The sequence below is a fragment of the Streptomyces sp. NPDC059564 genome, assembly GCF_042735575.1.
GTDB lineage: Bacteria > Actinomycetota > Actinomycetes > Streptomycetales > Streptomycetaceae > Streptomyces.
On the sequence record NZ_JBHWBP010000253.1, the window covers coordinates 1 to 11177 of the forward strand.

General features: G+C 71.7%; 11 protein-coding genes. 7 read left to right on the top strand and 4 right to left on the bottom strand.

The window, feature by feature from the left end; genetic code table 11:
• Positions 1 to 46 precede the first annotated feature (46 nt).
• Entirely contained in the window at positions 47 to 1249 is a 1203-nt protein-coding gene (locus ACFV0Q_RS30275) for an NADP-dependent malic enzyme (protein ID WP_385009550.1), read from the bottom strand.
• Between the two features lie 526 nt (positions 1250 to 1775).
• On the opposite strand from ACFV0Q_RS30275, the gene ACFV0Q_RS30280 reads away from it, so the two are divergent.
• Genes ACFV0Q_RS30280 through ACFV0Q_RS30290 form a run of 3 tightly spaced genes read left to right on the top strand, consistent with a single transcriptional unit; the run spans position 1776 to position 4471 of the window.
• Positions 1776 to 2726, top strand: coding sequence for an ABC transporter substrate-binding protein (locus ACFV0Q_RS30280; protein ID WP_385009551.1), 951 nt, complete (start codon positions 1776 to 1778; stop codon positions 2724 to 2726).
• Between the two features lie 30 nt (positions 2727 to 2756).
• The gene (locus tag ACFV0Q_RS30285) at positions 2757 to 3707 is read left to right on the top strand and encodes an amino acid ABC transporter permease (RefSeq protein ID WP_385009552.1); all 951 of its coding nucleotides are present in this window, start codon (positions 2757 to 2759) and stop codon (positions 3705 to 3707) included.
• 11 nt (positions 3708 to 3718) lie between these two features.
• Positions 3719 to 4471, top strand: a complete 753-nt coding sequence (locus ACFV0Q_RS30290) for an amino acid ABC transporter ATP-binding protein (RefSeq protein WP_385009557.1) — start codon at positions 3719 to 3721, stop codon at positions 4469 to 4471.
• Between the two features lie 93 nt (positions 4472 to 4564).
• On the opposite strand, the gene ACFV0Q_RS30295 is transcribed toward ACFV0Q_RS30290, so the two are convergent.
• Entirely contained in the window at positions 4565 to 5338 is a 774-nt protein-coding gene (locus ACFV0Q_RS30295; RefSeq protein WP_385009553.1) for a methyltransferase domain-containing protein, read from the bottom strand.
• A gap of 91 nt (positions 5339 to 5429) precedes the next feature.
• On the opposite strand from ACFV0Q_RS30295, the gene ACFV0Q_RS30300 reads away from it, so the two are divergent.
• On the top strand, positions 5430 to 6059 hold the full coding sequence (locus tag ACFV0Q_RS30300; RefSeq protein ID WP_266573986.1) for a CGNR zinc finger domain-containing protein: 630 nt from the start codon (positions 5430 to 5432) through the stop codon (positions 6057 to 6059).
• Here the strand turns inward: ACFV0Q_RS30300 and sodX are convergent.
• On the bottom strand, positions 5963 to 6382 hold the full coding sequence (gene sodX / locus ACFV0Q_RS30305; RefSeq protein ID WP_385009554.1) for a nickel-type superoxide dismutase maturation protease: 420 nt from the start codon (positions 6380 to 6382) through the stop codon (positions 5963 to 5965). The genes ACFV0Q_RS30300 and sodX overlap by 97 nt on opposite strands.
• Before the next feature lie 172 nt (positions 6383 to 6554).
• On the opposite strand from sodX, the gene sodN reads away from it, so the two are divergent.
• Complete coding sequence (gene sodN, locus ACFV0Q_RS30310) at positions 6555 to 6950, top strand: superoxide dismutase, Ni (protein ID WP_007266490.1); 396 nt, start codon at positions 6555 to 6557, stop codon at positions 6948 to 6950.
• Between the two features lie 174 nt (positions 6951 to 7124).
• On the opposite strand, the gene ACFV0Q_RS30315 is transcribed toward sodN, so the two are convergent.
• On the bottom strand, positions 7125 to 7310 hold the full coding sequence (locus ACFV0Q_RS30315) for a DUF6104 family protein (protein WP_355998999.1): 186 nt from the start codon (positions 7308 to 7310) through the stop codon (positions 7125 to 7127).
• A 136-nt stretch (positions 7311 to 7446) separates the two neighbouring features.
• On the opposite strand from ACFV0Q_RS30315, the gene ACFV0Q_RS30320 reads away from it, so the two are divergent.
• Positions 7447 to 9645 (top strand): trypsin-like peptidase domain-containing protein, encoded by a 2199-nt coding sequence (locus ACFV0Q_RS30320; RefSeq protein ID WP_385009555.1) that lies wholly within the window; start codon positions 7447 to 7449, stop codon positions 9643 to 9645.
• Between the two features lie 13 nt (positions 9646 to 9658).
• Positions 9659 to 10678: an AAA family ATPase gene (locus ACFV0Q_RS30325; RefSeq protein ID WP_385009556.1), complete on the top strand. Its 1020-nt coding sequence runs from the start codon at positions 9659 to 9661 to the stop codon at positions 10676 to 10678.
• Positions 10679 to 11177: the final 499 nt, after the last annotated feature.

Sequence of the window (11177 nt, forward strand, 5' to 3'; positions counted from 1 at the left end):
CGGGCCTCACCCGTACAGCTCGACGCGCCCATCACATCGGGCGAGGTCAGGCCAGGCGGGCCACCCCGTCGGCCTTCGCCGCGGCGGCGACCGCGGCCGTGACGGCCGTGGCGACGCGCTCGTCGAACGGCGAGGGGATCACGTAGTCGGCGGCGAGCTCGTCACCCACGACACCGGCGATGGCGTCGGCGGCGGCGATCTTCATGCCCTCGGTGATCCGGGTCGCGCGCACCTTCAGGGCGCCCGCGAAGATGCCGGGGAACGCCAGCACGTTGTTGATCTGGTTCGGGAAGTCCGAACGGCCCGTGGCCACGACCGCCGCGTACTTGTGCGCGACGTCCGGGTGGACCTCCGGGTTCGGGTTGGCCATGGCGAAGACGAACGCGTCCTTCGCCATCGAGGCCACGGCCTCCTCGGCCACCGTGCCGCCGGAGACGCCGATGAAGACGTCCGCGCCCGCGAGGGCCTGCTCCAGCGTGCCGGTCTGACCCGTCTTGTTGGTCAGGCCCGCGATCTCCGCCTTGACGTCGGTCAGGTCGGAGCGGTCCGCCGAGACGACGCCCTTGCGGTCGGTGACGCAGACGTCGCCGATGCCGGCGTCCACGAGGATCTTGGCGATGGCGATGCCCGCCGCGCCCGCGCCCGAGATCACGGCGCGCAGGTCGCCGAGGGTCCGGCCGGTGAGCTTCGCGGCGTTGCGCAGGGCGGCCAGCGTCACGATGGCGGTGCCGTGCTGGTCGTCGTGGAAGATCGGGATGTCCAGCGCCTCCTGGAGGCGGCGCTCGATCTCGAAGCAGCGGGGCGCGGAGATGTCCTCCAGGTTCACCCCGCCGAAGGACGGAGCGAGGCGGATGACCGTCTCGATGATCTCGTCCGTGTCCTTGGTGGCGAGCGCGATCGGAACCGCGTCCACTCCACCGAACTGCTTGAACAGAATCGCCTTGCCCTCCATCACGGGGAGGGAGGCCTCGGGACCGATGTCACCGAGTCCGAGCACGGCCGTACCGTCGGTGACGACGGCGACCACGTTGGACTTCCAGGTGTACTCGTTCACGAGTTCGGGCTGCTCGGCGATGGCGCTGCACACTTTCGCCACGCCGGGCGTGTACGCCAGGGACAGGTCGTCCTTGTCGTTGACCGGCACCGTGGCCACGATGGCCATCTTGCCGCCCCGGTGCAGTGCGAACACCGCGTCCGGGTTGTTGTCCGTCGCGCTGTCACTGCGAGGGTTGACGATCTCCGCTGCCACTTCGTGTGACCCCTTAAGTCCTTTGAATCGTTGAGGGTGGCCACTCCTGGTTAAGGGGTGGGCGGGCACCGCGTCCGTACTCCGCATCGGCGGTTGGCCCGCCTCCGCGAAGGGGAGGTTCGTACGCGCGGGCGCGCCGCACGCGCGCCCTGAGCCCCGGATGAGGGGTGTAAGGATCTGTTCTACCCGAAGAACGCACGCCCAGACGAGTCGATTCCCGCTCAACTGTAGGCCGCTTGTCCGGTTTTTGGCTAAACGTCCAAAGCCCTCTGTCCAGCAAGTGAGACGCGCCGTAAATAGTGGTGGGAAAAGGGCTGGTCACGGCGTTTTGTGTCGCTCCGAGGGCCCTTGCCCGCAGTCCTGTTGGGTAGTCGGCGGCGCCCGTTATCTGATTTTGACCTGATGGGCAGCCTGAATGCGTCAGTCCGAATGGCAAGATGCCGTAATCACACAAGGTCGCGACACTCGATGGTGCGTGCCCGACCTCTCTCGGATGCTTTTCCACCCCTGTCGGAGGAACCAGCTCATGACCGCAAGCACCACCCGTCGTACGACCGCCGCCCGGTCCCGGATCGCCGCGGTCGGCGCGATCGCGGTCGCCGGCGCCCTGATCCTCACCGGCTGTGGCGACCAGACCGACGGGGGCTCCTCGACCCCCTCGGGCAAGACCGACAACAGCGCCCCGCTGTTCTCGAAGCTCCCGAAGAAGATCCAGGACGCGGGCGTCATCAAGGTCGGTTCCGACACCGCGTACGCCCCGATGGAGTTCGTCGACGGCGGCAAGATCGTCGGCGTCGACCCGGACATCGCCGAGGCGCTCGGCAAGCAGCTCGGCGTGAAGCTCCAGTTCACCTCGGGCACCTTCGACGGTCTGATCACCTCGCTGGAGACCGGCCGCCAGGACGTGGCCATGTCGTCGATCACCGACAACAAGAAGCGCCAGGAGGGCCTGGACGACAAGGGCGCCAAGATCGGCAAGGGCGTCGACTTCGTCGACTACTTCTCCTCCGGCGTCTCGCTCCTGGTCAAGAAGGGCAACCCGGACAACATCAAGTCCCTCGACGACCTGTGTGGCAAGACGGTCGCCGTCCAGCGCGGCACCACGTACGAGGACGCCTTCAAGGCGCAGGCCGAGAAGTGCGGTGACAAGAAGCTCACCATCGAGGCCTTCGACACCGACGCCGAGGCCCAGACCCGCGTCAAGGCCGGCGGCGCCGTGGCCGACCTGAACGACTACCCGGTCACCGCGTACACCGCGAAGACCTCGGGCGGCGGCAACGACTTCGAGGTCGGCGGCCAGCAGGCCGACGTCGGCCTCTTCGGCATCGCCGTCTCCAAGGACAACACGCAGCTGCGCGACGCCCTGAAGGAAGCGCTCGACGCCATCATCAAGGACGGCTCCTACGCCAAGGTCCTGGAGAAGTGGAACGTCAAGGACAGCGCCGTGCAGTCCGCCACCGTCAACGCGGGCAAGTAAGACCGAGCGCTCCACTGAAGGGCAGTCATTGTGACTGACAAGATCGACAAGGGTCCGGCCGCGACGCCGCCGGCCGGACCCGGCGCCTCGGGCACCCCCTACGAGGCCATCAAGGCAATCCCCGTACGGCACTACGGCCGCTGGATCAGCGCCGTGGTCGTCGCCGTACTGCTCGCGTGGCTGGTCTACGCCTTCTCCCAGGGCAAGATCATCTGGGCGACGGTCGGCGACAAGCTGTTCGACCCCTCGATCCTCAGCGGCCTCGGGAACACCGTCATCATCAGCATCTCGTCCATGGCGCTGGGCCTCGTGCTCGGCATCCTGTTCGCGGTGATGCGGCTGTCGAAGAACCCGGTCACGAGCTTCGTGTCCTGGCTCTACATCTGGTTCTTCCGCGGCACCCCGGTCTACGTCCAGCTGCTGGTGTGGTTCAACCTGTCGCTGGTCTTCCAGTACATCGACCTGGGGCCGATCTACAAGAACGAGACCGTCGACGTCCTGACGCCGTTCATGGTCGCCCTGCTGGGCCTCGGCCTGAACGAGGGCGCCTACATGGCGGAGATCGTCCGCTCCGGCATCCAGTCCGTCGACGAGGGCCAGAGCGAGGCCTCGCACGCGCTCGGCATGACCCGGACGCAGACGATGCGCCGCGTGGTGCTCCCGCAGGCGATGCGCGTGATCATCCCGCCCACGGGCAACGAGTTCATCAACATGCTGAAGACCTCCTCCCTGGTCTCGGCGGTGCAGTACCCCGAACTCCTGCGGGCCAGCTCCAACATCGGCGCCACCGCCGGCGCGGTCATGGAGATGTACTTCGTCGCGTCCATCTGGTACCTGACGCTGACCAGCATCTTCAGCGTCGGCCAGTACTACCTGGAGCGCCGCTACGCCCGCGGTTCGCTGCGCACCCTGCCGCCCACCCCGTTCGAGCGGCTCAAGGCCAACCTGAACATGTTCCGCCGTACGGAGGTGGCGAAGTGACCGCCCAGCCGATGGTCAAGGCCGAAGGCGTCCACAAGTCGTACGGCGCCGCGCACATCCTGCGGGGCATCGACCTGGAGGTCGCCCCCCGTGAGGTGTTCTGCCTGGTCGGCCCGTCCGGCTCCGGCAAGTCCACCTTCCTGCGGTGCATCAACCACCTGGAGCGCATCAACGCCGGCCGGCTCTCGGTCGACGGCCAGCTGGTCGGGTACAAGCAGAAGGGCGACAAGCTCTACGAGCTGAAGGACAACGAGGTCGCGGCCCAGCGCCGGGACATCGGCATGGTCTTCCAGCGCTTCAACCTGTTCCCGCACATGACGGCCATAGAGAACGTCATGGAAGCCCCGGTCATGGTCAAGGGCGAGTCCAAGGCGGTGGCCCGCGAGCGGGCGATCAAGCTCCTGGACCGCGTCGGCCTCGGTGACAAGGGCGGGAACTACCCCACCCAGCTCTCCGGCGGCCAGCAGCAGCGCGTGGCCATCGCCCGCGCGCTGGCCATGGAGCCGAAGCTGATGCTCTTCGACGAGCCCACCTCGGCGCTCGACCCGGAGCTGGTCGGCGACGTCCTCGACGTCATGCGGGACCTGGCCGAATCGGGCATGACCATGATCGTGGTGACCCACGAGATGGGCTTCGCCCGCGAGGTCGGCGACAACCTCGTCTTCATGGACGGCGGCGTCGTGGTCGAATCCGGCCACCCGCGCGAGGTCCTGGGCAACCCGCAGCACGACCGGACGAAGGCGTTCCTGTCCAAGGTGCTGTAGCGGTAGGCGTGTGAGCGAGAGGGGCGGTACGGATTCCCGTACCGCCCCTCTCGCGTGCCGCCGTCCTGGCGCGCCGCAGTGTGTGTGAAGTCCCTACTTCAGACCTAGGACCAGCGCGTCCGAGGGGGAGCGCCAGACCGCGCGGGCCTCCGCGAAGCCCGCCTCGCGCAGGGTCCGGGCGTGCCAGGCCTCGTCCGGGGTGTCGCCGTCGGCGTGCTCCCCGTAGATCGCGAACCGGGCCTTCGTGGGCTCGGCCAGTACCGGGTCGGCCGCCGCCAGGGCCCACCACTCGCGCCAGTCCGGGACGCCCAGGCGGGCCCGGGTCCCGTCCATGACGGCGTGCCGGTGCGCGTGCTCGGCGGCGTCGATGCGCGGGGTGGCCGGGTCGGGCATGTGGTCGGCGTTCATGAAGACCCCGCCCGGGCGGACCAGCGGGGCGAGCTGCCCGTACAGGGCGGCCAGATCCTTGCTCGGGAGCCAGTGCAGGGCCGTCGCCGTCAGGACCGCGTCGTAGCTCTCGTGGGGGAGGGCCGAGCGCCAGTCGGGGTCCTTGAGGTCGGCGGTGACGAAGGTGACCCGGTCGTCGCCCGCGAAGTGGCCCCGGGCGATCGTCAGCAGCGCGGGGTCGAGATCCAGCCCCGTACTGGAGGCTTCCGGGAACCGCTTGAGGAGCCGGTCCGTGATACTTCCCGTACCGCACGCGAGGTCCAGTACCCGGGGCGCGGGGCCCACGAGGGCCTCGACCATGTCCAGCATGACCCGGAACCGCTCCTCGCGGTCGGGCATGTACCACTCCTGCTGCCGGTCCCAGCTGTCCTGCCACGCCTGCCAGTCCGTACCGAACGAGCCAGTCACCGTATCCGCCATCGAGAAACCCTCCATACGTAATACCCTCGAACCAGTACCAGCCGTTACCGCGGCTATCGCAGACACTAATCCGCATCCGTAAGGACTACAAGTGGAACTGGCCCATTACTCGGACTATGCCGTGCGCCTGGTCAACACCGAGGAGCCGGCCCGCAACAAGGACGCCCTCACCTCGGTGGACGACGTCCGCGCCCTCTTCGGGGCCAGCGTGCAGATGGCCCGCCGGGTCACCGACACCGACGTCACCCGCTTCCGCAACGTCCGCGGCCGGCTGCGCGCCGTCTTCGAGGCCGCCGACGGCGGCGACCACGTCCTCGCCGTCGACCTGCTGAACTCCCTGCTCATGGAGTTCCCGGTCAGCCCCCAGGTCTCCGGCCACGAGCTCGTCGGCCCGGACGGCCGCCCCGACTGGCACATCCACCTCGCCGACCACCCCTCCAACGCCTCCGCCGGCTACGCCGCGATCGCGTCCATGGGGCTGGCCTTCCACCTCACCGAGCACGGCCCCGACCGCCTCGGCCTGTGCCAGGCGCCGCCCTGCCGCAACGCCTACCTCGACACCTCCACCAACCGCTCCCGGCGCTACTGCTCCGACCGCTGCGCCACCCGCGCCAACGTCGCCGCCTACCGCGCCCGCAAGCGGCTGGAGGCCGAGGAGTCCGCGCGCATCGGCCGCACCGCCGAGGCCGCCCAGGACAGCCACGCCCTCAGCGAGCGCTGACCGTCCGGCCGCGGGCGCAGCCGCAGCCGGGCCACCGCCAGCACCAGCTCCTCGGGGACCGCGCCGTAATCGGTGCTGTCCCCGGTCTCGTTGAACGGGTTGTCGCCGAGCATCCACCAGCCGCCCGGCCGGTGCTCGGCCGCCCGCTTGACCACCAGCAGGTCCTGCTGGAGCGGATGGCGGAAGACGACCACGTCACCCGGCCGGACCAACGCCCCGTACCGGACCACCAGCTGGTCCCCGTCGGCCAGGGTGGGCGCCATCGACGGCCCCGTCACCTCGGTGATGCCGATGCGCCCCCGCGCGCGCTTGTTCTCCGCCATGTCCGGCCTCCTCGTCCTCCCCGCATGCTGCCGTACGGCCCCGTACGTTCGCTCACCACTCCTCGACCGAGCCTGGACTTTTGTCCTAAGCCCATGGGGGCGCCCGCGATTTCCGGATTCTCAGCGAGTAATCTCCACCCTTGAGAAGACGATCACGAGGAGGACTTACTCCATGCTTTCCCGCTTCTTCGCCCCCAAGGTGAAGGTCTCCGCCCACTGCGACCTGCCCTGCGGCGTGTACGACCCGGCCCAGGCCCGTATCGAGGCCGAGTCCGTCAAGGCCGTCCAGGAGAAGTACCAGGCCAACGAGGACGCCGATTTCCGCGCCCGCGCCATCACCATCAAGGAGCAGCGCGCCGAGCTCGCGAAGCACCACGTGTCGGTGCTCTGGAGCGACTACTTCAAGCCCCCGCACTTCGAGAAGTACCCGCAGCTCCACACCCTGGTCAACGACACCCTGAAGGCCCTCTCGGCCGCCAAGGCGTCGAACGACCCCGCGACCGGTGCGAAGGCCCTGGAGCTCATCGCGGAAATCGACCGCATCTTCTGGGAGACCAAGGCCGCCTGATCCAGGCCCTTGCCCAGCTCGTGACGCCCGAGGGGCCCGACCGTTCCGCGGTCGGGCCCCTCGGTCGTGTGCGGGGACGCTTCCGCCTCCGCGGTGACGTCCGCTTCCACGGTGACGTCCTGCTCCACGGTGACGTCCTGCTCCGCGGTGAGGTTCTGCTCCGCGGTGACGTCCCTACTCCTCGTCCTCGTCCTCGTCGTCGAGGCGGGCGAGCCAGGTCGCCAGGCGTTCCACCGGGACCTCGAAGTCGGGGTTGAGGTCGACGAAGGTGCGCAGCTGCTCGGCCAGCCACCCGAAGGTGACCTCCTCCTCGCCGCGCCGCTTCTCCAGCTCCTCGATGCCGCGATCGGTGAAGTACAAGTCGGGCTCCGTGCCATGGGGTGATGGGGTGTTTCCCGCCAGGATAAGCCGGGTCCGGGCGACACCTCCCGTCCTCCCGCCTCCGGCGCTAGCGTGGACGGACCCGCTGGGACGAGCGGGGGACGGGGGTCAGGGGATGCCGGACGGGCGCACGGCCGGCTCCGCGCGCGCCTTCGAGCTCCTGGAGCCCCTGGTCCGGGCGGCCACGGTACGCGTCCACGCGCCCCCGGGCGGGTATGAGAACCCCGGCAACGACGGGACCGGACCCACGTGGGGGAGCGGGTTCTTCATCGCCCCCGGCTGGGTCCTGACGTGTGCGCACGTGGTCGGTGAAGGGGGTGGTGCTGCGGTGCGTCTGACAGGGCGCGAGGTCGGCATCAGCTTCTACTCCGGGCCGGTGCCCGGCTTCGGCCCGGGTGCCGGTTCCCTGCCCGGGGGCGGCGCGTACGGGGCCGACGCGGGCATCGGGACGGTCGCCGGGCGCGTGGAGTGCGTCCTGCCCGAGCGGCTGGAGGAGCGGCGGCCCGGGCGGCGGGCCCTGTGGGACCTGCCCGACCTGGCGCTGGTCCGGGTGCTCTCGCCGATCTCCCACGCCTGCGTGTGGCTGACCGACCGGGCCAGGCCCCGGCTGGACGAGGCCGCGTACTTCGGCTGCACCGAGGAGCTCGGCATCCGCGAGATCACCGGCCGCACCACCCGGCTGCGGGGTACCGCCGCGAACGGCGCCGCGATCCGCCTCGGCGACGACGACGAGATCGAGGCCGGCATGTCGGGCGGGCCCGTGGTGGACCTGACGCGCGGAGAGGTCGTCGGGGTGGTCAAGGCCCGGCGGCACGGGGGCGGCGGCGGGCTCGCCGTGTCCGTCGCCCAGCTGCGGACCCTGCCGATGGCGGCGACCGGGCAGACCGGGCTCTACCGCAGGGTCATGCAGGCCCACGACCTCTACCACTACGACCGCCACCTCAGCGATCTCGACAGCCGCCGGACCTGGACCGACGTGCACGACGAGCTCCCGGCCGGGGACGGCGGCGCGTACGGCGGGCGCGGGCGGCTCACCCCCGCCGAGCGCACCACCCTGTGCGGGCTGCTCGCCGAGCTGCCGCCGCCCGGCTCCTCGGAGGCCGTCCGCGAGCTGGCCGAGCGGGCCCGGGGCGAGGAACCCGACCCCGGGCTGCCGGCCCCGCTGAGCTGGCGCGACGGGCTCGGGCTGCTGCACGATCCGCCGGGCGGGCGCGGGGAGGCCGCCGCGATGCTCCGGTACGCGACCGACGTGAGCGTGGCCGACCACCGCGAGCCCCCGGCGCCCGGGGCCGACGAGGAGCTGTGGGACTGGGTACGGGCGACGGCGGAACGGCTGTGGCGCCCGCTGCGGCGGGAACTGGGCGAGCGGCACGAGCGCGGCCTGGCCGAGCGGGAGCGGCGCCGGCGGGCCGCCGTCGGGCAGGCGGCGCACGGACCGGCCCGGCGGGCCCGGACGCTGCCGAACGGGCCCTCGGTGCTGCTGGAGGTGTGGGCGCACGGCTGGGAGGACGTCTACGACTGGCGGGTCTCGGTCCTTGCGGGCCCGGCCCGGCCGGGGCGGGTCACCCCGGTGGAGGCGGGCGTACGGGTGGACCTCGACGGCCTGCCGGAGGCGCTGCGGGCCCCGCTCGCGGAGGGCTTCCGCCGCTGCGACACGCACGAGGCGGCCGCGCTCCTCGAAGTGGCGGTGGCGCCCGGGCTGTTCGGGCTCGCGGTGGACTCCTGGACGGTGTCCGGCGGGGTGCCGGTGGGGGTGCAGCGGCCGGTGGTGTTCCGGTTCGAGGGCGGGGGTTCCGGGGCGGGTGGTTGCGGTGCCGGTGGTTTCGGTTCCGGGGTTGCCGGTGCCGGTGCCGGTGGTTCCGAGGGGCGGGCGGCCGACGCGCGCTGGGCTCGGGTGCAGGCCGGTCCGCTGCTGGACCAGCGCGCCGACTGCGCGCGGGGCCGCCCCCGCAGCCCCTCACCGGGGTGGCTGGAGGGGCTGGCGGACAACACGGTGCCCGTGCTGTGCCGGGCGCCGCACGCCGAACCGACCCTGGGCGCGCTGCACGCCCTGCGGGACGCGGGGTACGGGGTGGTGGTGTGCCGACGGCCCCCGGCCGACCCGGGGGTGTCCTGCGCGCCGTACCACCGGGGGCTGCGGGAGGAGCTCGCCGACGCGGGCCGGGGCGCGGTGCTGCCGCAGCGCGTCCAGGCGCTGCGCGTACGGGCCTACGGGGCGGACCCCGACGCCTACTGGGCGGCCGGGCTGGCCCTCGTGTGGGAGGACCCGGAGCGGGCGCTGCCCGAGGACGAGCCGTTGCAGGGGGATCTGTGAGGGAGGGAGCGCCGTGAACGAGGAATGGCTCATCTACCGGGGCGTGGGCGAACCCCACGACGGGATCGAGGCCCTGCCCGATCCGCCGCCGTGGCGGGACTTCGACGGCGGCCCCGTCCGCGAGCCCGCCGGGGCGGCCGGGACCGCCGACGGGAACGTGGCGCGCCGGCTCGGCGCCCACCGGCAGGCCGCCGAACTGCACCGGCCCGAACCGGAGGAGCTGGAGGCCGTCAACGCCGCGCTCTACCTGCGCAGGCCGCTGCTGGTCACCGGCTATCCCGGCACCGGGAAGTCCACCCTCGCGCACGCCGTCGCCCACGAGCTGAAGCTCGGCCGGGTGCTGCGCTGGCCGGTGGTGTCGCGCACGGTCCTCCAGGACGGGCTGTACCGCTACGACGCGCTGGCCCGGCTCCAGGACGTGCAGATCGCCGCCGGCGGGGGTGGGGGCGCGGGTGCCGGCGGGGGCGCGGGGATCGGGAAGTACGTGCGGCTGGGGCCGCTGGGGACGGCGCTGCTGCCGACCGCGCGGCCCCGGGTGCTGCTCATCGACGAGCTCGACAAGAGCGACATCGACCTGCCGAACGACCTCCTGAACGTGCTGGAGGAGGGCGAGTTCACCCTGCCGGAGCTGGAGCGGGTCGCCGACTCCGAGCCGGAGGTGCAGGTGCTCACCGACGACGGGGGGAAGGCGACCGTCCGGGACGGCCGGGTGCGCTGCCGGGCCTTCCCGTTCATCATCCTGACCAGCAACGGCGAACGGGACTTCCCCGCCGCCCTGCTCCGCCGGTGCATCCAGCTCAAGCTCGGGCAGCCGGGGGAGAAGCGGCTGGCCACCATGGTCCGGGCGCACCTGGGGGAGGAGGCCGCCCGGCTCGGCGCGGATCTGATCCGGGAGTTCCTCAGCCGCTCGCGCTCGGAGCTGGTCGCCGCCGACCAGCTGCTGAACGCCATCTACCTGACGCACTACGCCGCCCCGCCCACCCGGGAGGACCTCGCGGACCTGCTCATCCAGCGCCTCGACCGACCGAGGTGAGGGGCACCCCGTTCCCGACGGGAATTTCAGGATCCGGATCGCTGTCGAAGGTCTGCCGCGCGTCGGCCGCGTAGAGCCTGACCGGATCCTCAGCTTCCGGTACCTCCCGCGTCGGCGCAGGGGGCGGCCCCTCCCCCGCTGGATCCCGCGCCGGCCGGGCCGTATCCGCCCGGACCGGCTCCACCGGCGGGGCAGCGGCGGCCACCGCCCGGGCGCGCCCCCGGGTGTGCGCGGCCAGCCAGAGCGCGTCGGCCAGTTCCCCGGCGGTCGGATCGAGCCCGGCGCCCCGCAACAGCCCGGCCAACGCCCGGATCCCGGGCTCGGCGGGCCCCGAACCGCCGTCGGCGGGCCCCGGACCTCCGGCAGCCGGCCCCGGACCGCCCGACGCGGGGCGGCCCGGCTCAGGGGGTCCCGACACGGCCCCTCACCTCGGTCGGTCGAGGCGCTGGATGAGCAGGTCCGCGAGGTCCTCCCGGGTGGGCAGGGGCGGCGGGAGGTT